General features: G+C 71.6%; 25 protein-coding genes and 1 tRNA gene. 5 read left to right on the top strand and 21 right to left on the bottom strand.

What is annotated here, in order from left to right; translation table 11 throughout:
* Window positions 1–5 precede the first annotated feature (5 nt).
* The 4 genes from NNL39_RS07340 to NNL39_RS07325 all read right to left on the bottom strand — a co-directional run bounded on the left by NNL39_RS07340 (window position 6) and on the right by NNL39_RS07325 (window position 2,313).
* Window positions 6–1,052, bottom strand: a complete 1,047-nt coding sequence (locus NNL39_RS07340; protein WP_255158439.1) for a DUF3048 domain-containing protein — start codon at window positions 1,050–1,052, stop codon at window positions 6–8.
* A 33-nt stretch (window positions 1,053–1,085) separates the two neighbouring features.
* Window positions 1,086–1,289 carry a cold-shock protein gene (locus NNL39_RS07335; protein WP_255158438.1) on the bottom strand — a complete coding sequence of 68 codons (204 nt, stop codon included), beginning with the start codon at window positions 1,287–1,289 and terminating at the stop codon, window positions 1,086–1,088.
* Between the two features lie 114 nt (window positions 1,290–1,403).
* Window positions 1,404–1,985, bottom strand: coding sequence for a LytR C-terminal domain-containing protein (locus tag NNL39_RS07330; protein ID WP_255158437.1), 582 nt, complete (start codon window positions 1,983–1,985; stop codon window positions 1,404–1,406).
* A 55-nt stretch (window positions 1,986–2,040) separates the two neighbouring features.
* On the bottom strand, window positions 2,041–2,313 hold the full coding sequence (locus NNL39_RS07325; RefSeq protein WP_255158436.1) for a DUF3263 domain-containing protein: 273 nt from the start codon (window positions 2,311–2,313) through the stop codon (window positions 2,041–2,043).
* 176 nt (window positions 2,314–2,489) lie between these two features.
* On the opposite strand from NNL39_RS07325, the gene NNL39_RS07320 reads away from it, so the two are divergent.
* Window positions 2,490–3,614 (top strand): heme/hemin ABC transporter substrate-binding protein, encoded by a 1,125-nt coding sequence (locus NNL39_RS07320; protein ID WP_255158434.1) that lies wholly within the window; start codon window positions 2,490–2,492, stop codon window positions 3,612–3,614.
* Here the strand turns inward: NNL39_RS07320 and NNL39_RS07315 are convergent.
* Genes NNL39_RS07315 through NNL39_RS07305 form a run of 3 tightly spaced genes read right to left on the bottom strand, consistent with a single transcriptional unit; the run spans window position 3,596 to window position 5,124 of the window.
* Window positions 3,596–3,886 carry a hypothetical protein gene (locus tag NNL39_RS07315; RefSeq protein ID WP_255158432.1) on the bottom strand — a complete coding sequence of 97 codons (291 nt, stop codon included), beginning with the start codon at window positions 3,884–3,886 and terminating at the stop codon, window positions 3,596–3,598. The two genes, NNL39_RS07320 and NNL39_RS07315, sit on opposite strands and share 19 nt — an antisense overlap.
* Window positions 3,887–3,893: 7 nt before the next feature.
* Window positions 3,894–4,625, bottom strand: coding sequence for an HtaA domain-containing protein (locus NNL39_RS07310; protein WP_255158430.1), 732 nt, complete (start codon window positions 4,623–4,625; stop codon window positions 3,894–3,896).
* Between the two features lie 7 nt (window positions 4,626–4,632).
* Window positions 4,633–5,124 carry a GNAT family N-acetyltransferase gene (locus NNL39_RS07305; RefSeq protein ID WP_255158428.1) on the bottom strand — a complete coding sequence of 164 codons (492 nt, stop codon included), beginning with the start codon at window positions 5,122–5,124 and terminating at the stop codon, window positions 4,633–4,635.
* A 56-nt stretch (window positions 5,125–5,180) separates the two neighbouring features.
* Between NNL39_RS07305 and msrB the strand changes: the two genes are divergently transcribed.
* Entirely contained in the window at window positions 5,181–5,612 is a 432-nt protein-coding gene (gene msrB / locus NNL39_RS07300) for a peptide-methionine (R)-S-oxide reductase MsrB (RefSeq protein WP_255158426.1), read from the top strand.
* Here msrB and NNL39_RS07295 read toward each other — a convergent pair.
* The 12 genes from NNL39_RS07295 to NNL39_RS07240 all read right to left on the bottom strand — a co-directional run bounded on the left by NNL39_RS07295 (window position 5,593) and on the right by NNL39_RS07240 (window position 17,146).
* Window positions 5,593–6,657, bottom strand: coding sequence for a DMT family transporter (locus NNL39_RS07295; RefSeq protein ID WP_255158424.1), 1,065 nt, complete (start codon window positions 6,655–6,657; stop codon window positions 5,593–5,595). The genes msrB and NNL39_RS07295 overlap by 20 nt on opposite strands.
* Before the next feature lie 135 nt (window positions 6,658–6,792).
* Window positions 6,793–7,425: a cation diffusion facilitator family transporter gene (locus NNL39_RS07290; protein ID WP_255158422.1), complete on the bottom strand. Its 633-nt coding sequence runs from the start codon at window positions 7,423–7,425 to the stop codon at window positions 6,793–6,795.
* Window positions 7,426–7,548: 123 nt separating this feature from the next.
* A tRNA-Thr gene (locus NNL39_RS07285) sits at window positions 7,549–7,621 on the bottom strand.
* A gap of 69 nt (window positions 7,622–7,690) precedes the next feature.
* Window positions 7,691–9,244, bottom strand: coding sequence for an alpha/beta hydrolase (locus NNL39_RS07280; protein ID WP_255158420.1), 1,554 nt, complete (start codon window positions 9,242–9,244; stop codon window positions 7,691–7,693).
* A complete protein-coding gene (locus NNL39_RS07275; RefSeq protein WP_255158419.1) occupies window positions 9,241–10,401 on the bottom strand; it encodes a DNA polymerase III subunit delta' in 1,161 nt (386 codons plus the stop codon). Before NNL39_RS07275 ends, NNL39_RS07280 begins: the two co-directional genes overlap by 4 nt.
* A 9-nt stretch (window positions 10,402–10,410) precedes the next feature.
* Window positions 10,411–11,031, bottom strand: coding sequence for a dTMP kinase (tmk, locus tag NNL39_RS07270; RefSeq protein WP_255158418.1), 621 nt, complete (start codon window positions 11,029–11,031; stop codon window positions 10,411–10,413).
* A complete protein-coding gene (gene topA, locus NNL39_RS07265; protein WP_255158417.1) occupies window positions 11,028–13,889 on the bottom strand; it encodes a type I DNA topoisomerase in 2,862 nt (953 codons plus the stop codon). The genes tmk and topA overlap by 4 nt, the downstream gene beginning before the upstream one ends.
* A gap of 127 nt (window positions 13,890–14,016) precedes the next feature.
* Window positions 14,017–14,436, bottom strand: a complete 420-nt coding sequence (locus NNL39_RS07260) for an Rv3654c family TadE-like protein (protein WP_255158416.1) — start codon at window positions 14,434–14,436, stop codon at window positions 14,017–14,019.
* On the bottom strand, window positions 14,433–14,795 hold the full coding sequence (locus NNL39_RS07255; protein WP_255158415.1) for a TadE family type IV pilus minor pilin: 363 nt from the start codon (window positions 14,793–14,795) through the stop codon (window positions 14,433–14,435). Before NNL39_RS07255 ends, NNL39_RS07260 begins: the two co-directional genes overlap by 4 nt.
* Complete coding sequence (locus NNL39_RS07250) at window positions 14,792–15,073, bottom strand: DUF4244 domain-containing protein (protein WP_407665099.1); 282 nt, start codon at window positions 15,071–15,073, stop codon at window positions 14,792–14,794. Before NNL39_RS07250 ends, NNL39_RS07255 begins: the two co-directional genes overlap by 4 nt.
* 115 nt (window positions 15,074–15,188) lie before the next feature.
* The gene (locus NNL39_RS07245) at window positions 15,189–16,085 is read right to left on the bottom strand and encodes a type II secretion system F family protein (protein WP_255158414.1); all 897 of its coding nucleotides are present in this window, start codon (window positions 16,083–16,085) and stop codon (window positions 15,189–15,191) included.
* A complete protein-coding gene (locus tag NNL39_RS07240) occupies window positions 16,082–17,146 on the bottom strand; it encodes a CpaF family protein (RefSeq protein ID WP_255158412.1) in 1,065 nt (354 codons plus the stop codon). Before NNL39_RS07240 ends, NNL39_RS07245 begins: the two co-directional genes overlap by 4 nt.
* Before the next feature lie 492 nt (window positions 17,147–17,638).
* On the opposite strand from NNL39_RS07240, the gene acs reads away from it, so the two are divergent.
* A complete protein-coding gene (acs, locus tag NNL39_RS07235; protein ID WP_255158410.1) occupies window positions 17,639–19,603 on the top strand; it encodes an acetate--CoA ligase in 1,965 nt (654 codons plus the stop codon).
* A gap of 117 nt (window positions 19,604–19,720) precedes the next feature.
* Here the strand turns inward: acs and NNL39_RS07230 are convergent, their stop codons facing one another.
* On the bottom strand, window positions 19,721–20,182 hold the full coding sequence (locus NNL39_RS07230) for a RidA family protein (protein ID WP_255158408.1): 462 nt from the start codon (window positions 20,180–20,182) through the stop codon (window positions 19,721–19,723).
* Complete coding sequence (locus NNL39_RS07225; protein ID WP_255158406.1) at window positions 20,179–20,343, bottom strand: DUF4177 domain-containing protein; 165 nt, start codon at window positions 20,341–20,343, stop codon at window positions 20,179–20,181. The genes NNL39_RS07230 and NNL39_RS07225 overlap by 4 nt, the downstream gene beginning before the upstream one ends.
* Before the next feature lie 51 nt (window positions 20,344–20,394).
* On the opposite strand from NNL39_RS07225, the gene NNL39_RS07220 reads away from it, so the two are divergent.
* Together NNL39_RS07220 and NNL39_RS07215 are read left to right on the top strand one after the other, a co-directional pair.
* Window positions 20,395–22,935: a transglycosylase domain-containing protein gene (locus NNL39_RS07220; protein ID WP_255158404.1), complete on the top strand. Its 2,541-nt coding sequence runs from the start codon at window positions 20,395–20,397 to the stop codon at window positions 22,933–22,935.
* Window positions 22,932–23,882 (top strand): metallophosphoesterase, encoded by a 951-nt coding sequence (locus NNL39_RS07215; RefSeq protein ID WP_255158403.1) that lies wholly within the window; start codon window positions 22,932–22,934, stop codon window positions 23,880–23,882. Before NNL39_RS07220 ends, NNL39_RS07215 begins: the two co-directional genes overlap by 4 nt.
* The last annotated feature ends 9 nt before the right edge of the window (window positions 23,883–23,891 follow it).

Here is a 23,891-nt window from a genome sequence, read left to right as displayed (position 1 = left end):
GCCTGCTACTGGGCGGGGCGGGAGAACGTGACGGAGCCAGCGAGCGGCACGAGCTCGACCCAGGTGTTGCCGGGCGCGAGGCGCACCGCGACGCCGTTGGCGTCGAGCAGCCGGATAGGCGCCGTGAGCGACCGCTTCGACCATGTGGCCTTGATCGTCGCGCCGCCGCTCGAGACCCACGCCTCGCCCGATCCGATGAGCTTCGTGGTCGGGATGCTGCTGATCACCTGCACGGGAACCCGCAGCACGACGACGTTGACGGCGCTCAGTTGCTCGCCCGAGGCCGCCATATCGCGATCGCCGCCCGTCATGAAGCGCACCCAGCGCTGCGAGTTTTCGCCCCACTTCCAGACGGGCGTGGCCGAGCCGCCGAACACGAGCGAGATCGCGCTCGTCGGGCGGCCCTCTTTCGTCGCGCTCGCCGCGGCGAGGCTCTCGGCGAAGGCGAACTGCTGTCGGGGCGCCGTGAGGTCGAGGTGCTGGGCGATGAGTTCGGGCGCCTTGACGAGCACGTTGTGCGGGGCAGGCGCGTTGTCGCCGCGGTAGAAGGTCGATGCCGTGTCGCTCTGCCCGTGGATGGCGTTGTAGACGGGGGCCGAGCGCATGAGCTGCACGAAGCGCTGCTGCCCACCCGAGTAGGCCACGATTCCGCCGAGGGGCGAAATGATCTCGGGGTCCATCGGGCGGATCGACCGAACCGGGCCGATGACCGAGGGCACGTCGGAGTGCCAGACGGCGACGTATCGCGTGAGCCCGCCCTCGACGAGCTCTTCGAACACGATGTCGGTGCGGTCGAGCCCGACCTGCGGCCGTGCTGAGGGGTGGTTGTCGACCTTGGCGGCGAGCGACGGGGCCGTGAGCGCGCCCACCTCGATCTGCTCGCCCGTGAGGGGCGCGATGCCGTACTCGGGCGGCGGCACGTAGGTCGACACGTACGAGGGGCTCGGGGTCGGGGTGGGCATGGGAGGCTCGGTCGCCGTGCAGCCCGCCGCGCCGAGCACCGCCGCGACGCCCAGCATCGCGACGAGTCCGCGCGCGGCTCCCCTGCTCATGGGGGTCACCCTAACCCACGGGTCGAGCGACGGTCAGGCGACGCGCACGCCTTCGGCCTGCGGCCCTTTCGTGCCCGTGCCGATCTCGAAGGTGACGGCCTGGCCCTCTTCGAGAACCTTGTAGCCGGGCATGTCGATCGCCGAGTAGTGCACGAAGACGTCGCTGTCGCCGCTCTCGAGGGTGATGAAGCCGAAGCCTTTCTCGGCGTTGAACCATTTGACGGTGCCGTTGGGCATTGCTGGTGCTCCTTGCATTGCGGGAATGCCGCGAGACTACCCGCGCGAGCGCACCCCGACGCGGCCGGGAACGACCTTTTTACCGAGCGGAAACGTGCGTGTAACGCGGCGCTCCTACGGCGCCGCGATCGCCGCGAAGTCGGCGCCGACGGCGATCGTGATCGGGGCACCGGGGAAGGCGTCCGAGAGCTCCCACACCCCCGCGCCGAGCAGCTCGACCATGCCCGCGGCGACACCCTCGAGCGTCGGGTCGCTGTAGTAGACCACCGTCTCGGCCAGGTCGGACTGCGCGGCCGACGTCACGGTGCCGACGCGCCAGCCGGGGGGCGTCAGCAGGTCGCGGGCGGCACGACCCAGGCCGTCGACCTCGGTGCCGTTGAGCACCGTGATCGTGAAGCCCGCGGGCAGCTCGGCGAGCGCCGGGTCGGTGATGGGCTCGACCGTGGGAGGCGCCGAGGGCGTCTCGGTCGGGGTGGGCATCGGCTCTGCCGTGCCCAGGCCGGGCAGCTCGAACGTGACGCGGTCGCTGATGAGCGAGAGGCCGTAGAGTCCCGCCACGATGAGAGCGCCGCTGGCGAGCGCGGCCCAGGCCACGACGATCCAGGCGCGACCGCGCGCGGGCGCCGCGCGGTGGGCGCCGACGCGGCTCAGCGAGTCGGAGACCTCGTCGAAGCGATCCGGGGTGTACTCGGCCATCGGGGGGACGCCTTCCGCGAGGGGTGGTGGAGGAGACTCAGCTGGTGCAGGAGACTCAGGCGGCGCCGGTGGCGCCCGCACGTCGAGTGCGCCGCCGTTCGGCGCGATCCTCGCGCACCTCGCGCAGCCGGCCCACGAGAACGGGGTCATACCGCACGGCGACATCGGTGTCGATCACGGCGTTCAGGACCTGATAATACCGGGCCGCCGTCCAGCCGAACTCGCGACGGATGCCGAGCTCCTTCGCACCGCTGTGCCCCCACCACGCGCGCTCGAACTCGAGCACGCGTTGCGCGCGCTCGTCGAGCAGGTCGGAGGGAGCATCCATCACTCACTCAGGCTAGAGGCCGGGGACCTTCGACCCTGGACGGCTCGCGGTTGCTGCGGCAGGCTCGCTCGCGTGCCCCGCGCACGCCTCATCGGGTGCACAGCCGCGCGGAATAGGCTCGCCTCACTGCCGGCGCCCGCACCGCCCGGCCTCGCAGCCCTCGACCGACCGGACCCATGACGCCTCGACCCCGCTCCCGCCCCGCTCGCGCGGCCGGACTCGCCGCGATGCTCGCCGCGCTCGCCCTGCTCGGTGGATGCGCCGTCGCCGCCCCGCAGGCGACCGCCGAGCCGACGGCGCCGAGCGGACCGCGCGTGCCGCTCAGCGAGCTGACCGTGAGCGACTCGCCGCGCACCCTCACGGGCCCCTCCACCGCCCTCATCGAGTCGTCGCGCATCGAGCCCGTCGCGGTCGATCCCGCGCAGTCGCTGCCGGCCACCGTCGTCTCGCGCGACCTCGACGGCGACCGCGAGGTCGTCGTCGCCGACGCGAGCCGCATCCTGCCGCTCGACATCGCCGGCTCGATCGCCGCGACGGTCTTCGCCCTCGGCTTCGGCGACGCCGTCGTCGGCCGCGACATCTCGACGACGTTCCCCGAGGCCGACGGCCTGCCCGTCGTCACGAGCAGCGGGCACGCGATCAGCAGCGAAGCGGTGCTGGCCCTGCGACCCACGCTCGTCATCACCGACGGCACCGTCGGGCCGACCGACGTCGTGCTGCAGCTGCGCGATGCGGGCGTGACCGTCGTCTACGTGGATGCCGAACCGGGCCTCGGCGCCCCCGCCGAGCTCGCCCGGCAGGTGTCGGCCGCCCTGGGCTCGCCCGCGACCGGCGAGCTGCTCGCCGAGCGCCTCGAGCAGGAGCTTGCCGAGGTGCTCACCGCCATCGAGTCGATCCGCCCCGAGAACCCGGCCGATCGCGTGCGCATCCTGTTCCTCTACCTGCGCGGGGCCTCGGGCATCTACTACCTGTTCGGCGAGGAGTCGGGTGCTGACGAGCTCATCGAGGGGCTCGGCGGCATCGACGTGGCGGGCGAGATCGGCTGGACGGGCCTGCGGCCCATGACCGACGAGGCTCTCGTCGCGGCCGACCCCGACCTCATCCTCGTCATGACCGGCGGGCTCGAGAGCGTCGGCGGCGTCGACGGGCTGCTCGCCGAGAAGCCCGCGGTCGCGCTGACGCGCGCGGGCGAGGCCCGCCGCTTCGTCGACATGGCCGACGGCGAGGTGCTGAGCTTCGGGCCCCGCACCCCCGCAGTGCTCGACGCGCTCGCCCGCGCGATCTACGCGCCCGGCATGTGAGCCGCGGCGAGCGCACGCTGGCGGGCGTGGGCGAGTTCGGCCACCGCATCCCACTCGCCCTCGAGCCAGGCGCGGATATCGCCGTGGGCTCCCAGACCGGAGGCCTGCGCGGCCCACAGCACGATCGCCGGCTCGCGGTCGAGTTCGGCGAGGGTGTCGATGAGGGCCAGGCAGTCGTCGTCGGCCGCCACGGTCTCGGCCCAGACGGCGAAGCGCGAGCGGTCCGCCTGCTCGCGGGCGAACCGCCGGTACCGCTCAGCGGTGGAGGTCACGCCTCCATCATGGCACCGCGGGCGGCGGCGGCTCGGGAAGACGCGACCGGCGTCGTGCTCGCAGCACGAGATGCACGGCGATCGAGATCGCGACCCCGAGCAGCACGGCCCCCGCGATGATCGCCCCCTGGGCGACCGGCGCCCCGGCCCGCGCCGCGACCGCGGCCTCGGCGCACGCGTCCGTCGTCTGCACCTCGAGCGTGATCGGGTCGAAGGCCTCGCCCGCCGGGTAGGTTCCGAAAGCCTCCGCGCCCTCGGGCGTGAGCGTCAGCGGAACGCCGTCGAGCCGCAGCGTGCCGCCCTCGGCGCTCCACGTGGCGAGCGTCAGGTCGCCCGTCAGGAACGGCACGGCGGCGGAGTCGATGGGGACGAAGTCTTGCGTCGTGCCGCGGATGTCGACGACCACGACGAGGCGGTCGGCGCTCTCGACAACGAGGCGCGGGTTCGCGATCGTGGTGTCGAGAATGCCGTCGTGGCCCGTGAAGCGCAGCGCCCCCTCGACCGCGAGCGTGCCGGCGAGAGGGTCGAGCGCCACCTCGCCCGCGAGCCGCTCGCTGAAGAACGCCGGGGTCGCGTAGTCGATGCCGCCCTCGGTGCTCCACTCGCCGTTCGCGATCGAGCCGCTGATGTAGGCGCGGAACGACTCCTTGAACCCCCACGAGAAGGCCCCCGTTTCGGCCGTGCAGCCGGCCGCGGGGGCAACCGCGAGGGCGGCGGCAAGGGCGAACGCAGCGATCATGGTGCGCTCAGCGTACGGGGTCGGCCGTCGGTGCCGGCTGGGCGGGGCGGTGCATGCCGATGTGCGGGATGCCCGCCTCGAGGTACTCCTCGCCATAGGCCGCGAAGCCGACGGCGGCGTAGAGCGGCTGCACATAGGTCTGCGCGTGCAGGGCCAGCGGCTCGTGCCCGTGTCGCTCGATGACGTGCTCGAGCAGTCGGCGCGCCAGGCCCTCGCCGCGGCGGTCGGCGCGGGTGACGACGCGGCCGATGAGGCGGCGGGCATCCTGATTGCCCGGGTGCGGGGTGTCGTCGACGACGACCCGCAGGTACGCGGCGGGGCCGTGCTCATCGGCGATCCACACGTGCTCGGTCGACTCGTCGCGGTCGCGATCGTCGAGTTCGGGCTCGTCGATGCGCTGCTCGAGGAAGAACACCTCGGTGCGCAAGCGGGCCAGCTCGAAGAACTCGTCGCGGGTCAGCTGACTCCAGGTTCGCTGGATCGGGGAAGCGTCGGCCACGATGAGGAGTTTAATGGGGGGAGATCAACCGCCTGCGGGCGAGGAGAAGAGGGATCATGGGCCAGAACCCGGCAACCGACGGCAAGGCGTACGCGGTCGAGAAGACCGAGCAGGAGTGGCTCGACGAGCTCGGCGAGGAGCGCTACCAGGTGCTGCGCCAGGCGGGCACCGAGCGCGCCTGGACGGGCGAGTTGCTCGATGAGAGCCGTGCCGGCATCTACACCTGCGGCGCGTGCAACGCCGAGCTCTTCGTCGCCGGAACGAAGTTCGACTCGGGCTGCGGCTGGCCGAGCTTCTACGAGTCGGTGCGCCCCGAGGCCGTCGAGCTCATCGAAGACACCTCGCTCGGCATGGTGCGCACCGAGGTGCGCTGCGCGAACTGCGGCTCGCACCTCGGCCACGTCTTCCCCGATGGCTTCGGCACGCCCACGGGCGACCGCTACTGCATGAACTCTCTCGCGCTCGACTTCACGCCGACGGCCGACTAGCGCCGCCACCCCGGCGTCGCCACCGGATGCTCGCCACGAGCACGCCGGCGAACGCGAGCACGACGGCGATCGCGGTGGCCGTCGTCGATGCGGGCCCCAGCGGCGCCACGGCGTCGAAGACCAGCGACGCCGCAAGCTGCCCTGCCACCAGGCACAGCCCGAGAACGAGAACGCCGATACGGCCGACCGTCACCGTCTGGATGGCGATGAAGATCGCCCCGACCGCGCCACCGAGGTAGAGCAGCGGGTTGGTCGGCAGTGCTTCGGGCAGCCCCGCGACGAGCAGATGCACGAGCGTCGCGCCGGCGAGCGCCGCGGTTCCGACCGTGAAGTTGATGGTGGTCGCGGCGAGCGCCGACCGCGCCTCGGCCCGAACGCGGCCGTTGAGGCCCTGCTGGAAGGCGACGGCGACCCCCGCGAGCACGGGCAGCACGACCGCCGCGATCGGGAACCCCTCGCCGCCGAGTCGTGGCACGACCGCGACGGCGACCGCCGCGACCGTGAGGGCGGCGCCGATCACGCGGGCGGGTGCGATCGCCGTGCGGCGGGCTCCCGCGAAGCCGGTCGCGTCGAGGGTCAACCCCGTCACGGTCTGGCCGGTGACGATCGCGATCGTGAAGATCGCGACGCCGAGCATCCCGGCGACAAGGCCCTGCGCCAGCACGAAGTAGCCGCCGGCCAAGCCGCCCAGCAGCATCCACCACGCGAGGCGGCCGTGGCGCACCTCGGTCATGACCCGCGAGATGCCGGCGCGGCCGCGGGGTGCGAGAGCGAGGATCGTGAGCAGGATCACCCAGCCGCTGCCGAACGAGATGAGCGCCGCGGTGTATCCGTCGTCGAGCAGCTGCCCGAGCTCGCCGTTGATGCGGCTCTGCGTCGCGACGCCGACGCCGGCCGCCAGCGTCGCGGCGATCGCGAGCGCGGTCGCGGCGCGCGAGCCGTGCTCGGGGTGCGAGCCGCGCTCGGGGTGCGAGGCGTGCTCGGGGTGCGAGGCGTGCTCGTCGTTCGCGTCGTCGTCGTGACTCGGCGGGGGCGGTGTGCTCATCGTTCCCAGCATCCCACGCGCTCGCGACTGCCCCGCCTCGCGTCGACCGGCGGGAGGGTGCTCGTCGCGGGTGCCTTCCGCGGATGCGGAACGTCGCGAACGGCATTCACAAAGGTCCGCATCCGGTGAAGCGCCTCAGTCGTCGTCGAGGTCATCGCCCTCGAGCGCGCGGGCGGCGAGCGACTCCTCGCCCGCGAGCCGCCACACCTCGAGGGCCGCACGACCGTTGAGCACGACGATGAGCGTGCCGAGCACGATGTCGGGCCAGCCGGTGCCGATCCACAGCGTGATCACCCCCATCGCGACGATCGCGAGGTTGATGACCACGTCGTTGCGCGCCGCGAGCCAGGCCGCCCCGACCATCGAGCCGCCGGCGGCGCGGATGCGCGCGAGCAGCAGGGCGCACACCAGGTTGACGACGGCGGCCCCGGCGGCTGCCAGCATGAGCGGCAGGGCCGCGGGCGCCTGAGGGTCGCCGACCTTGAGCACGAGCTGCACGACCACGGCGATGGCCGGCAGAAGGATGACGATCGCGAGCACCCGACCCACTCGCGCCCGCGCAGCGAGCGACCAGCCGAGCGCGAGGGCGATGAGCACGTTGACCGCCGTGTCCTCCAGAAAATCGACACTGTCGGCAAGCAGCGCGACCGAGCCGATCGCCACAGCGACGACGACCTCGATGCCGAAGTAGGCGAGGTTGATGACCGCGACGAGAAGCACCGTGCGGCGCAAGACAGTGGTGGCCGAAGCCGGGCCGTCAACCGTCATGAGTGCTCCGTTCTCGACGCTCGAGCCGGATGGAGAGGAGTGCAGCCGCCTGTGGGAATCGAACCCCGTCGCGCGCAGCGCGAGCGCACCAGGACAAGACGGAGCGGTTCAGGTTGATCACGGAGCCGCCTGTGGGAATCGAACCCACGACCTTCTCATTACGAGTGAGACGCTCTGCCGACTGAGCTAAGGCGGCGGACACGGCCGAGGCCGTGACACGAGGTGAAAGCTTAGCCGATTCCGCCTGGCCGCGCAGACCGCACGATCAGCCCTCGCAGACGAGCCCGTCGACGGGAACCGCGCCGGTGAGGAAGTACTCGTCGACGATGTCGTTGATGCACGGGTCGCCTTCGTCGTAGGCGATGTGGCCTTCGCCCACCCACGTGAGCAGCACGCCGCTCTCGAGCTGCTCGGCCAGCGCCTCAGCCCACTGGTAGGGCGTCGCAGGGTCTCCCGTCGTGCCGACGACGAGGATCGGGGCCGCCCCCGCACCGCTCACCGGCCCGAGCTCGCCCTCGAACTGGTGCGGCCAGTTGGCGCACAGCACGTCGCCGAGCGGCGACGGGTCGCCGGTCGTCGGGGCGACCGCGCGGATCTGCTCGTTCTGTTCGGCGATCACGGCGCGGTCGGTCTCGACGGGATAGTCGAGGCAGTTGATGGCGATGAAGGCCTCGAGCGAGTTGTCGATGTACTCGCCGTTCTCGCGCCCGTAGTAGAAGTCGGCCAGGAGGAAGCCCGTCTCGACGACGCCCGTGCGCAGTTCGGTGAACATCTGGCTGAGGAACGACCACGAGCCCTCGTCGTAGAGCGCCGTCGCGATCGCGATGTCGAGCACTGCGCCGTCGAAGAACCGCCCGTCCTCGGCCTCGATCGGCGTCGTGTTGAGGCGGTCGTAAAGGTCGCGGATGAGCGTCAGGCTGTCATCGAGCGAGCCGGGGAACGGGCAGGCCCCGAGCTCGGGACACGCCTCGAGGTAGGCGCGCAGGGCCTGCTCGAAACCTTCTGACTGCGCGAGCACGACCTCAAAGGTCGTCGTCGTCGGATCGGTGGCACCGTCGAGCACGAGACGCCCAACCTTCTCGGGGAACCGGTCGGCGTAGCGCGCACCGATGTCGGTGCCGTAGGAGTATCCGAAGAAGTTGAGCTGCGCATCCCCCACGATCGCCCGCATCATGTCGAGATCGCGCACTGTGCTGTTGGTGTCGACGAACTCGAGCAGCGGGCCCGTGTTCTCGGCGCAGGCCTCGGCGAACGCGATCGAGCTGTCGATGACCTCGGCCTCCCACTCGGGCGTGCCGAACGTGGCCTCGGGAATCCCGAAGATGAACTGATCGAGATCGGCCGGGTCGGTGTAGCAGGTGACGGCGCTCGACCGGCCGACCCCGCGCGGATCCCAACCGACAATGTCGAACTCGCGCTGGAGGTCGGCGCTCACCGCGAAGTCGACGCTGTCGCGCACGAAGTCGAAGCCCGACGCGCCGGGACCCCCGGGGTTGATGAAGAGCGAGCCCTGCGCCTGCTCCGTGGCCGGGTGGCGCACGAGCGCGAGCTCGACGTCGTCGCCCTCGCCGGGGTTGTCCCAGTCGAGCGGCGCGATCGCGGTGGCGCACTCGGCACCCCCACCGCACCCCGTCCAGGTCAGTATCTGGGTGTAGTACGGACGAAGCTCGTCGGCGACCTCCTCGCCGGTCGGCGTCGAGACGGTGCCCCCGCCGACGAGGCCCTGCAGCCAGCTCGGCACACAGCCGCTCAGCAGCAGGGCGGGCACGAGGATCAATGAGACGAGGGCGGCCGTACGAGGCGCGGTGCGACGGGTCACGAGGGGGAGCCTAGCGCTGGCACCCGTCCGCTCGCCGCGATGAGCATCGCCTCGAGGGCGAGCGCCGGGGGCGTGTTGCCCTCGATGCGTCGGCGGGCCAGCGCGATCGCGTCGAGCGCGGCGAGCGACAGCGCGGCGCTGCCCGCGCGCGCGGCGACCTCGAGCTCGGGTCGCACCGCCTCGTTCACGAGCTCGACCCCCGCACCGAGCTGCAGCATCGCGAGGTCGCGGTAGAGCGACATGAGGTCGACGAGCACGCGGTCGATGCCGTCGCGCACCGAGCGCGTCGCGCGGCGCTTCTGGTCCTCTTCGAGGGCCTTGAGGCTCGCGCGCAGACCCGCGGGCACCGCCGCCCCCGGCTCGATGCCGAGCGAGCGCAGCGCCGCGGCCCGCTCCTCCTCCTCGCGCTCGGCCGTCAGCGCCTTCGCGTCATCGGTCGCGACCGCGACCAGCTGCTCGGCGGCGAGCACGGCGCCGCTCACGCTCTGCACGCCGAGTGCCAGCGCGATTGTGCGAGCGCGGCGCTCGCGCGCCTCGGCATCCGTCGCCAGGCGCAGCGCCATGCCGATGTGCGTCTGCGACTCGCGCGCCGCGCGCTCGGCGAGCGCTGGCTCGACGCCGTCGCGGCGCACCAGCAACTCGGCGACCTCGGTGACGCTCGGCACGCGCAGGCGCACCGTGCGCACACGCGAGCGGATCGTCGGGATAAGGTCGGCCGCGCTCGGCGCGCACAGGATCCAGACGGTGCGCGGCGGGGGCTCTTCGAGCGCCTTGAGCAGCACGTTCGAAGTGCGCTCGGTCATGCGATCGGCGTCTTCGATGACGATGACGCGGTAGCGGGCCGTGCTCGGCGAGAACTGGCTCTGCGCCACCAGGTGCCGCACTTCGTCGATCGAGATGATCACGCGGTCGGTCGCGAGCACGGCGAGGTCGGGATGCGTGCGGGCGGCGACCTGCGCGGCCGTGCGCCGGGCCTCGTCGTCAGACTGCCCGCCCTGCAGCAGCGCTGTGGCGAAGGCGAAGGCGAGGTTCGAGCGCCCCGAGCCCGGAGGGCCCGTGATGAGCCAGGAGTGGGTCATCGCCTGCGGGTCGGCAGCGGCATCCTGCAGCGCCGCGATCGCGGCCTCCTGACCGGTCAGCTCGTCCCAGGCGGTCATGGCGCCACCCTAGTCGAGCAGGGCCGACACCCGGTCGCGGATGCCCGCCTGCAGCTCGTCGACCGGCCGGGTCGCATCGAGCACGAGAAACCGCTCAGGTTCGGCCGCGGCGAGCGCGAGGTAGGCGTTCCGCACGCGCTCGTGGAAGGCGGCCTCCTCCGCTTCGAGGCGGTCGTAGCGAGTGCGGCTCGCGTCGAGGCGCTCGCGGCCGACGGCGGGGTCGAGGTCGAGCAGCACGGTGAGGTGCGGCAGCAGACCCTCGGTGGCCCACAGCGAGAGGTCGCGCACCTCGTCCGGGTCGAGCACGCGGCCCGCGCCCTGGTACGCCACCGACGAGTCGAGGTAGCGGTCTTGGATGACGATGTCGCCGCGCTCGAGCGCCGGGCGCACGACGGTCGCCACATGGTGTGCGCGATCGGCCGCGTACAGCAGCGCCTCGGCGCGCGGCGCGATGTGTCCGCGGCGGTGCAGCACGATCTCGCGCAGCTCGAGCCCCAGGTCGGTGCCGCCCGGCTCGCGCGCCTGCACGACGGTGCGATCGTGCCCCTGCAGCCACTCGGTCAGCGCACCCATCTGGGTGCTCTTGCCCGACCCGTCACCGCCCTCGAGGGTGATGAAGAGCCCGGTCACGACGCCTTCTTGGGCGCCGCGGCCTTCTTCGCGGGAGCCTTCTTCGCCGCCGTCTTCGCCGCCGTCTTCGCCCCGGCCGCGGGCGCGCGCTTGACGGGCTTCTTCGCCGGCCCCTTCGCGCGCTTGTCGGCGATGAGCTGCACGGCGCGATCGAAGTCGATCTCCATCGGGTCTTCGCCGCGGGGCACCGTGGCGTTCGTCTCGCCGTCGGTCACGTACGGGCCGAAGCGGCCGTCCTTCAGCTTGATCGGCTTGCCGCTCACGGGGTCGGCGTCGAACTCCTTGAGCGCGCTCGAGGCCTTGCGCGCGCCGTACTTGGGCTCGGCGAACTTGGCGAGCGCGCCCGCCAGGTCGATCTCGAAGATCTGCGCCTCGGCATCGAGCGAGCGCGTGTCGGTGCCCTTCTTCAGGTACGGGCCGTAGCGGCCGTTCTGCGCCGTGATGGGCTCGCCGCTCTCGGGGTCGTCGCCGACCACGCGGGGCAGGCTCAGCAGCTTCATCGCCGTCTCGAAGTCGACCGTCGCCGGGTCCATGTCTTTGAACAGGGATGCCGTGCGCGGCTTCTCGACGGGCGCCTTCTTCTTCGGGGCCGCGCGCTTCTTCGGCGACGGCAGCACTTCGCCCGTGGCCGGGTCGACCACGGGCTCTGCGGCGAGCGCCGCAGCAGCAGCCGCCGCGGCGGCCTCCTCCGGGCTCACCTCGGGCTCCGGGTCCAGCTCGGTCACGTAGGGGCCGAAACGGCCGTCTTTCGCCACGACGCGCTTGCCGTTCTCGGGGTTGATGCCCAGCACGCGGTCGCCCACGACGGGAGCATCCACCAATTCCTGCGCCTTCGCCGGGGTCAGCTCGTCGGGAGCGAGCTCTTGCGGCAGGTTGACGCGTCGCGGGGTCGCCGGGGTGCCGTCGGCCGCGGCCTCGGCCGCGGGGTCGATGACCTCGAGGTAGGGGCCGTACTTGCCGATGCGCAGCGTGATGGTGTCGGTGAGCGGCATCGAGTTGAGCGTCTTGGCGTCGATGTCGCCGAGGTTGTCGATGACCGGCCGCAGGCCAGGCTGGTGCGCGTCGCCGAAGTAGAAGCCTTTCAGCCACTCGGTGCGGTCGGCTTCGCCGTTGGCGATGCGGTCGAGATCGGCCTCCATCTCGGCCGTGAAGTCGTACTCGACGAGGTCGCTGAAGTTCTCCTCGAGCAGGCGCACGACCGAGAAGGCGATCCAGTTCGGCACGAGGGCCGAACCGCGCGGCGTGACATAGCCGCGGTCGACGATCGTCGAGATGATCGCCGCGTAGGTGCTCGGGCGGCCGATGCCGCGCTCTTCGAGCGCTTTCACGAGGCTCGCCTCGGTGTAGCGCGCGGGCGGGCTCGTCTCGTGGCCCTTCGCCTCGACATCGACGACGCTCAGCGACTGCCCGACGGTGAGCGGCGGCAGTTTGGCCTCGGCGGGCTCGGCCTTCTCGTCGGTGTCGCGCGCCTCGTCCTGCCCCTCCTCGTACGCGGCGAGGAACCCGCGGAACGTGATGACGGTGCCGCTCGCCGCGAACTCGGCGATCGCTCCGGCGGGGGTCGCCGAGCCGGAGGTCGGGCCGGCCTGGATGCTGACCGACGCCGTCTGGCCCCGGGCATCCGCCATCTGGCTCGCGACGGTGCGCTTCCAGATGAGGTCGTACAGCTTCCAGTCGTTGCCGCGCAGCGTGCCCTCGAGCTCGCTCGGCGTGCGGAACACGTCGCCCGCGGGGCGCACGGCCTCGTGCGCCTCCTGCGCGTTCTTCGACTTGCTCGCGTAGACGCGGGGGGTCTCGGGGATGCTGTCGGCGCCGTAGAGGGCGGCCGCCTGCGAGCGCGCCGCATCCACCGCCTGCTGCGAGAGCGTGGTCGAGTCGGTGCGCATGTAGGTGATGTAGCCGTTCTCGTAGAGCGACTGCGCCACCGACATGGTCTGCCGGGCGGTGAAGCGCAGCTTGCGCCCGGCCTCCTGCTGCAGGGTCGAGGTCGTGAACGGCGCGGCGGGTCGACGCGTGTAGGGCTTCGACTCGACGCTCGTGACGGTCACCGCGATGGCCGGATCGCGCAGCGCCTCGGCGAGCGAGGTGGTGAGCGCCTCGTCGAGCGCGACCGTCTCCGACCCCTTGAGCTCGCCGCGGTCGGTGAAGTCGCGGCCCGAGGCCACCTTCTTGCCGTCGAGGCGCGCCAGGCGGGCGGTGAAGGGCGTCTCGCCGCCGAGGGGCGAGAGCGTCGTGTCGAGGTCCCAGTAGCTCGCGGTGATGAAGGCGAGGCGCTCGCGCTCGCGGTCGACGACCAGGCGCGTCGCGGCCGACTGCACGCGGCCGGCGCTCAGGCCCGGGCCCACCTTGCGCCACAGCACGGGGCTCACCTCGTAGCCGTAGAGGCGGTCGAGGATGCGCCGCGTCTCTTGCGCGTCGACGAGCGCCGTGTCGAGCTCGCGCGTGTTGTCGACGGCGCGCTGGATCGCCTCGGCGGTGATCTCGTGGAACACCATGCGCTTGACGGGAACCTTCGGCTTGAGCACCTCGAGCAGGTGCCACGCGATGGCCTCGCCCTCGCGGTCTTCATCGGTCGCGAGCCAGAGCTCGTCAGCCTCCTTGAGCGCGCGCTTGAGGTCGGCGACGGTCTTCTTCTTCGAGTCGGAGACGACGTAGTAGGGCTCGAAGCCGTTGTCGACGTCGATGGAGAACTTGCCGAGCGGCCCCTTCTTGAGCTCGGCCGGCAGGTTCTTGGGCTCGACGAGGTCGCGAATGTGGCCGACCGAGGCCTGCACCTCGTAGTCGTCGCCGAGGTACTTGCCGATCGTCTTCGCCTTCGCGGGCGACTCGACGATGACCAGCTTCTTGCCCTGTGGCACGGTGCTCCTCTACATATGACCGTCAATGCGGCGGGGGGATCGCATCCGCACCCCGGCCGGTGCCGCGGCACGGTGGCGAAGCCGTGTGCCGCAATCAGGCACACCATACACAGGAATTAGGAGCGCGCTACCACCCGACCTCCGGCGCACCGGCACGCGCGGACCGCGCGACGACAAGGCTCAGGATGCTCGTCTCGACCCGCACGACGACAGCGAGCCCCTCGTCGCGGCACTCGACGAGCCGCACGGCATGCGCGTCGGCAAGCCGCTGCGCCGCGGCGCACGGCTCGCCCGGAGCCCAGCCGAGCAGCACGTCGGCGGCCGCGAGCGCGGCGGCGTCGGCCGCGGCCGACAGCTGCTGGCCGCGCACGAGCGCGTGCGCCGCGCCGAGCACGGTCAGCCCGGCGAGGAGCACGGTCGAGACGAGCGCGACGACGAGCACCGAGCCCGCGCCGCGATCGGGATCGACATCGCGGGCACCCGCGGGGGCAGCGCCCGGTGCTGCGCCGCGGGCCGCGCGGGGGGCCGCGGCGCGCCTCGCGCTCATCGCCCGCCGTCGAGCGCGCACGACGATCCCGCCACTCGCACGGGCACCAGCAGCACCCGCTGCTCGACGACCACGCGCGCGCAGACGAGGTCGGCGGGTCGGGAGATCGTGAGCGCGGCGCCGGGCACCGAGCGCGCCACGTGCTGCTGGGCCGCCGACGCAGGCTCGCCGCGGCCCAGCAGGCGGGCGGCGTCGGCGGCGGCATCCTGCGCCCGCAGGTGCGTCGTGGCGAGGCCGAGCCCGCCCAGGCACGCAGCGAGCACGATGACCACCGCCGGCAGCCCGACGGCGATCTCTGCCGTCACCGAGCCGCGGTCGCCGCCGGCGCGGCGCGGCCGCGAGCGGGCCGCCGCGCTCACCCGCCGACGGTGAGCGCTGTGCGCACGAGGTCGGTGAGGATGCCCCGCACTTCGTCGCTCTGCATGATGACGACGAGCAGGCTGGCGAAGCCCACGGCCGCCATGGTCGCGATGGCGTACTCGGCGGTCGCGGCACCGCGGTCGTCGACGCACCGACGCGAGATGCGCGCGACGAGGGCGCGAGCCGGACGGTGCCGACGCCGCAGCAGAGGCACGTGCGGGTCGACGTGCGGGTCGGGGTTCGGGCTCGGCGCGGTGTACGCGGTCGACGCGGTCATGGGGTGCTCCGTTCGGTCGTGCCCGCCGTGCGGGCGATCGGTCGGCACGAACGCGAGCAGTGTGTCGCACCGGAGGCGCGCTGCGGGCGGCGATCGTCGATCGGGCTCCGCCGAGTCAGAATGCGCCCGCTGTGGAGGACAGCAGCCCGATAAGCATCGGCACGACCCCCAGCAGCAGGAAGGCGGGGAGGATGCACGCGCCGAGCGGCAGCATGAGCCGCACGGCGAGCTGCTCGGCGGTCTCGCGTGCCGCCGCTCGTGCGCGGGCGCGCTCGTCGGTGGCCTCAGCCCGCGCGAGCTCACCGAGGGGTGCCCCCGCGGCGCGGGAGAGCCGCACGAGGTCGTCGAGGGGGTCGGGCTGCGCGAGCGGCAGGCCCGAGCGGTCGAGCTCGGCGCGCACGAGCGCGGCGGCCGCCTCCGGCGCGCCGCCGCCCCCGGCGGCGACCGCGAGCAGGTCGAGCGCGAGGCCGACCGTGGGCGGGGGCGGCTCGGCGGCGCGCAGCAGCCGCCGCATCCACCGCCGCGCCACGAGCATGAGCAGCAGTCCGCCGCCGATCGCCCCGGCACCGAGCGGCGTCGCGACCGTCGCGGCGAGGTCGACGCCCATGAGCAGGCCGAGCAGCACGGCGACCGCCGGCAGCACCATGACGATGCGGGCGGTCGCGCGGGGCCCGGCGAGGGCCACCCGGATGTCGCGGCGAGCCGCCTCGCGATCGCGCAGCCCCTCGGCGAAGCCTCGCAGAGCCGGGGCCAGCGGGGCACCGCTCGCGGCGGCCACGCGCCAGGCTGCCGCGAGCGAGCGCCAGGCGTCGCCGCCCTCGTTCCCCGCCGCGTCGAGCGCATCCGGGATTCCCCCGCCCTCGTCGATGGCCGAGACGACGCTCGCGAGCACGGGTTCGGGCGAGGACCCGGCCGCGTGGCTCCACGCCGCACGCGGAGTGAGCCCCGCCGCGATGAGCACGGCGAGCCGGTGCAGGTGGCCGGCAAGGCGCGACTCGTCGACGACGGTCATGACGGTTCGCCGGCGGGTTCGACGACCAGTCGCTCGCGCGCGTCGAGCCCGAACCGGCCGAGCCCCGCGCGTCGCCCTCCCGCCCGGTCCCGCTCGAGGTGCACGACGAGGTCGATGCCACTGAGCACCTGGCGAGCGAGCGCCTCGGGCGCCAGCCCCGCGATCATGCCGATGGCCTCCAGCCGGCTCGGCACGTCGACGAGCGAGTTGGCGTGCAGGGTTCCGGCGCCTCCGCGGTGGCCGGTGTTGAGCGCGGCGAGGAACTCGCGGATCTCGGCGCCGCGGCACTCCCCCACGACGAGCCGGTCGGGGCGCATGCGCAGCGCCTCGCGCACGAGCCGGGCGAGGTCGACCCCGCCCGCGCCCTCCATGTTCGGCTGCCGGCACTCGAGTGAGACGACGTGGGGATGCGCGATCGGAGCCTCGGCGACGTCTTCGATCATCACGATGCGGTCGGTGGTGAGCGCCTCGCTCAGCCAGGCGGCGAGCAGGGTCGTCTTGCCGCTGCCCGTCGCCCCGGTGAACAGCACCGTGCGGCGGCGCTCGAGCGCTTCGCGCAGCGCGGACTCGATCGAGGGGTCGAGACCCGCGGTCGCGAGCGTCACCCGCTCGACGCGGGGCAGGCGCACCGAGATGGCCGTGCCGGCCCAGGCGATCGGCGGCAGCGCCACGTGCACGCGCATGCCGTCGCCGAGGCGCACGTCGGCGCACGGCGTCGCCTCGTCGACGTGACGGCCTCCCACGGCGATGAGTCCGACCGCGAGCTCGCGGGCAGCAGCGGGCTCGAAGCGCAGGCCGGGTACGGCCTCGGCGCCCGAGCCCGTATCGACCCGCACGCGGCCGTCGGCCGTGACGAAGACGTCGGTCGCCGCGGGGTCGGCGACGATCGCGGCGAGCGGCCCGAGCGCGCTGCGCGCCGCAGCGGGGATGGGCCGCTCGCGCGACGCATCGTGCCGGAGGGTCGGCGGCGCAGCCGATGACTCGATCGAGGGTGTGCCGGCCTGCCCACTCGGCGGCGCGGTCGCCGGCAGGCGCGGGTCGCGAGGCACGAAGGGCTGCACCGGTCGAGGATGCCGCGAGCTGACGGGCGGCGCGGCGCGCGGCGGGCATCCTGAGGGCAAAATGCCGACGGCCCCTCGTGGTGAGGGGCCGTCGGTCACGCTGTGGCGCGGATGAAGCAGTGATGCGAAAAGTCAGGGGCGGCGCTCGCATTGGGGGGAATCGAGCGCCGCCGCAGCAACACGTGATTGGGGGGAATCGTTCGCGTCACTGAAGTCAGGCTTGCTGCTGACTCCTCAAGTGTATGCGTCGGAATGGTCAGGTCAAGCGAAATCGCCCCCCGTTTTGTCCTCCATAGGGAGGACTCAGGAAAATGTCCCCCGATGGGGTACGGAATTGCGTCCGACGGGAACGATGGCGCGCATCCGAGCGGCGCATGTCGTCGCACGACACGAGACGACCGCGACGGCACGCATCGCCCTAGGATGACCCTGATACCCCGTTCCGAAGTCGGCAGACCAGGCCAGTCCGCTTCACATCGACCAAGGATGACGATGTCAGAAACCTCGATCGACAGCCTCCTGCACGAAGACCGCCGCTTCCCGCCGAGCCCCGAGTTCGCCGCGGCGGCCGTGGCGAAGCCCGAACTCTACGACGAAGCGCGCGCCGACCGCCTCGAATTCTGGGCCGACCGCGCCCGCGAGCTGCACTGGCACCGCCCGTTCACCGAGACCCTCGACTGGTCGAACCCGCCCTTCGCGCGCTGGTTCGCCGATGGCGAGCTCAACGTGGCGTACAACTGCCTCGACCGGCACGTGCTCGCGGGCAACGGCGACCGCGTGGCCATTCATTGGGAGGGCGAGCCCGGCGACACGCGCACACTCACCTACGCCGAGCTCACACGCGAGGTGAAGCGGGCGGCGAACATGCTCGCCGCCCTCGGCGTGTCGCGCGGCGACCGGGTCGTGATCTATCTGCCGGTGATTCCCGAGGCTGTCATCGCCATGCTCGCGGTGGCGCGCCTGGGCGCGATCCACTCCGTCATCTTCGGCGGCTTCAGTGCCGAGAGCATCAGGGCCCGTGTCGAGGATGCTGATGCCTCGCTCGTCATCACCGCCGACGGCGGCTGGCGCAAGGGCCGGGTCTTCCCGCTCAAGCAGGCCGTCGACTCGGCCCTCGCGGCCGCGGAGTCGAGCGTCGAGCGGGTGCTCGTCGTGCGACGCGGCGACAACGAGGTCGAGTGGACCGAGGGTCGCGACCTGTGGTGGCACGAGCAGCTCGAGGGCGTTTCGGACGCGCACGAGGCCGAGGGCTTCGAGGCCGAGAACCCGCTGTTCATCCTGTACACGAGCGGCACGACCGGCAAGCCCAAGGGAATCCTGCACACGAGCGGCGGCTACCTGACGCAGGCGGCGTTCACCCACAAGAACGTGTTCGACCTGAAGCCCGAGACCGACGTCTACTGGTGCACGGCCGACGTCGGCTGGATCACCGGCCACAGCTACGTCGTTTACGGCCCGCTCGCCAACGGCGCCACGCAGGTGCTCTACGAGGGCACTCCCGACACGCCGCACCCGGGCCGATGGTGGGAGCTCATCGAGAAGTACCAGGTGAGCATCTTCTACACCGCGCCCACGGCCATCCGATCGTTCATGAAGCTCGGGCGCGAGATCCCCCAGTCCTTCAACCTCTCGAGCCTGCGCGTGCTCGGCTCGGTCGGCGAGCCCATCAACCCCGAGGCGTGGGTCTGGTACCGCGAGATCATCGGCGGCGGCCTCACCCCCATCGTCGACACCTGGTGGCAGACCGAGACGGGTGCGATCATGATCAGCGCCCTGCCGGGCATCACCGTGGCGAAGCCCGGCTCGGCGCAGGTGCCGATCCCCGGCATCAGCGTCGACGTGCTCGACGAGGCCAGCGTGCACGTGGGCAAGGAGGCCGGCGGCCTGCTCGTCATCACCGAGCCGTGGCCGAGCATGCTGCGCGGCATCTGGGGCGACCCCGACCGGTTCCGCGACACCTACTGGTCGAAGTTCGCCGACGCGCCGAACGGTCCGCTCTACTTCGCGGGCGACGGCGCGCACCTCGACGCCGACGGCGACGTGCAGCTGCTGGGCCGCGTCGATGACGTCATGAACGTCTCGGGCCACCGCCTCTCGACGATGGAGATCGAGTCGGCGCTCGTCTCGCACCCCATCGTCGCCGAGGCGGCCGTCGTGGGCGCGAGCGATGACACCACCGGCCAGGCCGTGGTCGCCTTCGTCATCCTGCGCGCCAAGAAGGCCGCATCGGTCACCGCGACCGAGGCGAGCACCCTGCTGCGCCAGCACGTCACCGAGCAGATCGGCGCGATCGCGCGGCCGCGCGAGATCTTCGTGGTCGCCGAGCTGCCCAAGACGCGCTCGGGCAAGATCATGCGCCGACTGCTGCAAGACATCGCCGAGGGGCGCGAGATCGGCGACACGACGACGCTCACCGACGTCAACGTCGTGCAGTCGATCCGCGGCACGCTCGACTAGTACGAACCCCGCACCTCGTACCGGAACGGACACCTCGCACGCTTCACACCGTGCGAGGTGTCTGGTTCCGTGCGAAGCACGAGCCGCGGACCCTGGGGCGCGGCCGCCCGACGCGGGCTAGGCGAACTCGAGGATGAGCTCGACCTCGACGGGGGCATCCAGCGGCAGCACCGCGACGCCGACGGCGCTGCGCGCGTGCGCGCCCGCCTCGCCGAAGATCTCGCCGAGCACGGTCGACGCGCCGTTGGCGACCGCGGGCTGACCCGCGAAGTCGGCCGTCGAGGCTACGAACACGACGACCTTGACGACGCGCGTGACGCGGTCGAGCGAGCCGATGACGCTCTGCGCGGCGGCGAGCGCGTTGAGCACCGCGGTGCGCGCGTAGCCGGCGGCCTCTTCGGGCGTCACGGCGGCCCCGACCTTGCCGGTGGCGGGCAGCGCGCCGTCGACGAAGGGCAGCTGGCCGGCCGTGAACACCAGGTTTCCGCTGGTCACGGCGGGCACGTAGGCGGCCACGGGCTTCGTCACGGCCGGGATGCTGATGCCGAGCTCGGCGAGGCGCGCGTCGATGGCGCTCATGCCGTCACCCCCGCGATCGGGCGCTTGAAGTAGGCCACGAGCCCGCCTTCGGGGCCCGTCACGACCTGCACGAGCTCCCAGCCTTCCGAGCCCCAGTTGTTGAGGATCGCCTGGGTCGTGTGGATCATGAGCGGAGTCGTCAGGTACTCCCATTGGGTCATTGCGGTGTCCATTCAGCGTCGTCATAAGCCGGGTGGCGTACCCTTGAGCATATGTCTGCCCAGAATCAGAAGGCTTCCGGAGTCATCGGCGCCATCGGCGGGATGCTCGGGCTCAGCGCGCTCGCCGGCGTTCTCGTGACCGTCATGGTCACGCCGGCCCTCGCTGTCTCGAGCATGGCCGCCAGCAACACCATCGGCATTTTCGAGGGTCTGCCCGAATACATCAAGATCAACGAGCAGACGCAGCGCAACGTTCTCTACGCGCAAGAGACCGACGACCCCGCTGACGGCTACCGCCAGATCGCGATCGTCTTCGCGGAAGACCGCGAAGAGGTCGCCTGGGACGAGGTCTCGCAGTTCGTGAAAGACGCCACGGTCGCCGGCGAGGACCGCCGCTTCTACGACCACGGCGGCGTCGACCTGCAGGGCATCGTGCGCGCCGCGATCGGCAACGTCACCTCGGGTGGCGTGCAGTCGGGCGCATCGACGCTCACCATGCAGCTCGTCAAGAACATCTTCGTCAACGAGTCGCTCAAGGCCGAGACCGAGGAAGACCGTGACCGGCTCTACGCCGAGGCGCAGGAGCAGTCGCTCGAGCGCAAGCTCAAAGAGGCCAAGCTCGCGATCGGGCTCGAGAAGGAGTACACGAAAGACGAGATCCTGCTCGCCTACCTGAACCTCGCCAACTTCGGCGGCAACACGTACGGCATCCAGGCCGCCGCGCAGCAGTACTTCGGCGTCGACGCGATCGACCTCACGATCGCCCAGGCCGCGAGCCTCATCGCGATCGTGCAGTACCCGAACGAGCGCTCGCTCGAGACGCCCGACAACTACGCCAGCAACCAGGAGCGTCGGGACTACATCATCCGCACGATGGCCTCGGAGGGGTACATCACCGAGGCCGAGCGCGACGAGGCCCTGGCGATCGCGGTCGACGAGGAGTTCGTGAACCTGTCGGAGCGCCAGAGCGGCTGCATCGCGGCCAACCGCAACGCTCAGCAGTTCTGCGACTACGTCGTGAAGAACATCAAGAACCTCGAGTCGCTCGGCGCGACCGAAGAAGAGCGCCTCGACAACTGGCGTCTCGGCGGCTATGAGATCTACACGACCCTGAACTTCAAGCTGCAGGCCGCAGCGCAGAAGAAGGTGCGTGAGAACGTGCCGACCCGCAGCACGATCCTCAACATCGGCAGCGTGGCGACCTCGGTCGAGGTGGGAACGGGCCGCATCCTCACGATGGCGCAGAACCGCCCCTTCAACGACTCGCAGACCCCCAAGCAGGGCCAGACCGCCGTCAACTACGCGACCGACCGCGACTACGGCGGGTCGAGCGGCTTCCAGGTGGGCTCGACCTACAAGATCTTCGCCCTCGTCGAGTGGCTCAAGCAGGGCCGCGGACTCAATGAGGTCGTCGACGCCTCGCGCTTCGAGCTCAACCAGGCCGCGTTCCTCGACACGTGCGACGACGGAGGCGGCCCCTGGGGTGGCCCCTGGAAGTTCAAGAACTCGGGTGGCGCCGGTGGCGCCGCGATGAGCGTCTTCAACGCGACGGTCAACTCGGTCAACTCGGCCTACGCCTCGATCGCCGAGCAGCTCGACCAGTGCCAGATCCGTGCGGCCGCCGAGTCGCTCGGGGTGCACCGCGCCGACGGCGACCCGCTCGAGACCAACCCCTCGGCCGTTCTGGGCACGAACAACATCGCCCCGTTGACGATGGCCGCGGCCTTCGCCGGCATCGCGAACGGCGGCGTGTTCTGCGAGCCCATCGCGGTCGACCGCATCGTCGACCGCGACGGCGTCGAGCTCGATGGGCAGACGCAGGACTGCCGCCGTGCGATGACGGCAGAGGTCGCCGCGGCGACCGCCGCCCCCATGGCCACCGTCATCACGGGCGGCACGGCGACCGCCTCGAACATCGGCGACGGCGTGCCGATCATCGGCAAGACCGGCTCCACCGACAGCTTCAACCAGACGTGGATGGTCGGCTCGACCCGCAAGGTCGCGACGGCCGTCTGGGTGGGCAACGTCAAGGGCCAGGTCTCGATGCTGAACTACCCGGGAGGGTCGGGAATCCGCCACATCATCTTCCGCGGCATCATGGCCGAGGCCAACCGCCAGTACGGCGGCGGCGGGTTCCCGGCGCCGCCGGCGAACCTGCTGGCCGGCTCGGGCGTGAAGCTGCCGGGCGACGTCATCGGCATGACGCAGGAGCAGGCCAAGTCACTGCTCGAGGGTCTCGGGCTGCGCTTCGAGGTCGCGGGCCAGGTCGACTCGGCGCTCGAGGCCGGGCGCGTCGCGACCATGTCGTTCTCGCCGGGCACCCTGCTCGCGCGCGGCACGATCGTCAAGGTGTCGATCAGCCGCGGCAACCTCGTCGAGCTGCCCAACGTCGTCGGCCAGCTGTACGACGATGCCGTGGCAGCGCTCAACTCGGCCGGCTTCACGAACGTCAGCGAGGCCTGTGTCGTGATCCCTGTGGACGGAGACCCGGGTCAAGACGGCATCGTGACGGCCCAGAACCCCGCTGGCGGGGCGAAGATCAAGTACGAGCGAACGATCCAGCTGACCGTCTCGAGAGTCGTCTGTTCGTGACCTCAGGCGCTCGTGCCGCGGCCGCCGTCACCCTCGGGGTGGCGGCGGCCGCGGCCGTCTACGCCATCGCGATCGAGCGGCGCGCGTTTCGCGTGCGCCACGAGGTCGTGCCCGTGCTCGCGCCCGGCGCCGACCCGATCCGCGTGCTGCACCTGAGCGACCTGCACCTGGCGCCCTGGCAGTCCGACAAGATCGCCTGGGTGCGCTCGCTCGCGGCCCTCAAGCCCGACCTCATCGTCGACACGGGCGACAATCTGGGGCACGTGGATGCCCTGCCGGCGCTCGCGGAGGCGCTCATGGCCTTCGACGGCGTGCCCGGAGTGTTCGTGCACGGGTCGAACGACTACTTCGCGCCGACCCCGAAGAACCCGCTGCGCTACCTGCTCGGCCCCTCGAAGGGCCAGACCGAGACCGCGGTGCCGCTCGACATCGACGCGCTCGAGGCGCTGCTGGGCGACCGCCTCGGCTGGTCGTCGCTCAACAACGCGGTGGCGCAGCTCACCATCAACGGCTCGATCCTCGAGTTCATGGGCACCAATGACGCTCACCGCGGCTGGGACCGCCTCGATCGCCTGCCCGGTCTCGTGGATGCCCTGCGCGAGCTCGACGAGGACGACACCGACGACCCCGCCGTCATGATCGGGGTGACGCACGCGCCGTACCGGCGTGTGCTCGACGCCTTCACCACGCAACGGGCCGACGTGATCTTCGCCGGCCACACGCACGGCGGCCAGGTCTGCGTGCCCGGCGTCGGCGCCCTCATCACCAATTGCGACCTGCCGCGCGATCGCGCGCGCGGCCTCTCGATGTGGCACCACGCCCACGAGGCCTCGTTCCTCAACGTCTCGGCGGGCATCGGCACGTCGATCTACGCGCCCGTGCGGTTCGCGTGCCCGCCCGAGGCGGTGCTCGTGACACTCGTGGGCGACGACATCGGCTATTCTTGACGGGTTGCC

This window comes from Microcella humidisoli, from assembly GCF_024362325.1.
Lineage (GTDB): Bacteria > Actinomycetota > Actinomycetes > Actinomycetales > Microbacteriaceae > Microcella > Microcella humidisoli.
This window is presented reverse-complemented; position numbering and strand designations above follow the sequence as displayed.

Excerpts from the sequence above, each read along its gene's own strand:
- NNL39_RS07260 (WP_255158416.1), bottom strand. The coding sequence starts at position 14,436 with ATGAGCGCGAGGCGCGCCGCGGCCCCCCGCGCGGCCCGCGGCGCAGCA.
- NNL39_RS07225 (WP_255158406.1), bottom strand. The coding sequence starts at position 20,343 with ATGACCCAATGGGAGTACCTGACGACTCCGCTCATGATCCACACGACC.
- NNL39_RS07245 (WP_255158414.1), bottom strand. The coding sequence starts at position 16,085 with ATGACCGTCGTCGACGAGTCGCGCCTTGCCGGCCACCTGCACCGGCTC.
- NNL39_RS07295 (WP_255158424.1), bottom strand. The coding sequence starts at position 6,657 with ATGAGCACACCGCCCCCGCCGAGTCACGACGACGACGCGAACGACGAG.
- NNL39_RS07275 (WP_255158419.1), bottom strand. The coding sequence starts at position 10,401 with ATGACCGCCTGGGACGAGCTGACCGGTCAGGAGGCCGCGATCGCGGCG.
- NNL39_RS07310 (WP_255158430.1), bottom strand. The coding sequence starts at position 4,625 with ATGATCGCTGCGTTCGCCCTTGCCGCCGCCCTCGCGGTTGCCCCCGCG.
- NNL39_RS07335 (WP_255158438.1), bottom strand. The coding sequence starts at position 1,289 with ATGCCCAACGGCACCGTCAAATGGTTCAACGCCGAGAAAGGCTTCGGC.
- NNL39_RS07325 (WP_255158436.1), bottom strand. The coding sequence starts at position 2,313 with ATGGATGCTCCCTCCGACCTGCTCGACGAGCGCGCGCAACGCGTGCTC.
- acs (WP_255158410.1), top strand. The coding sequence starts at position 17,639 with ATGTCAGAAACCTCGATCGACAGCCTCCTGCACGAAGACCGCCGCTTC.
- NNL39_RS07330 (WP_255158437.1), bottom strand. The coding sequence starts at position 1,985 with ATGGCCGAGTACACCCCGGATCGCTTCGACGAGGTCTCCGACTCGCTG.
- NNL39_RS07220 (WP_255158404.1), top strand. The coding sequence starts at position 20,395 with ATGTCTGCCCAGAATCAGAAGGCTTCCGGAGTCATCGGCGCCATCGGC.
- NNL39_RS07340 (WP_255158439.1), bottom strand. The coding sequence starts at position 1,052 with ATGAGCAGGGGAGCCGCGCGCGGACTCGTCGCGATGCTGGGCGTCGCG.
- NNL39_RS07230 (WP_255158408.1), bottom strand. The coding sequence starts at position 20,182 with ATGAGCGCCATCGACGCGCGCCTCGCCGAGCTCGGCATCAGCATCCCG.
- msrB (WP_255158426.1), top strand. The coding sequence starts at position 5,181 with ATGGGCCAGAACCCGGCAACCGACGGCAAGGCGTACGCGGTCGAGAAG.
- NNL39_RS07290 (WP_255158422.1), bottom strand. The coding sequence starts at position 7,425 with ATGACGGTTGACGGCCCGGCTTCGGCCACCACTGTCTTGCGCCGCACG.
- NNL39_RS07320 (WP_255158434.1), top strand. The coding sequence starts at position 2,490 with ATGACGCCTCGACCCCGCTCCCGCCCCGCTCGCGCGGCCGGACTCGCC.
- NNL39_RS07250 (WP_407665099.1), bottom strand. The coding sequence starts at position 15,073 with ATGACCGCGTCGACCGCGTACACCGCGCCGAGCCCGAACCCCGACCCG.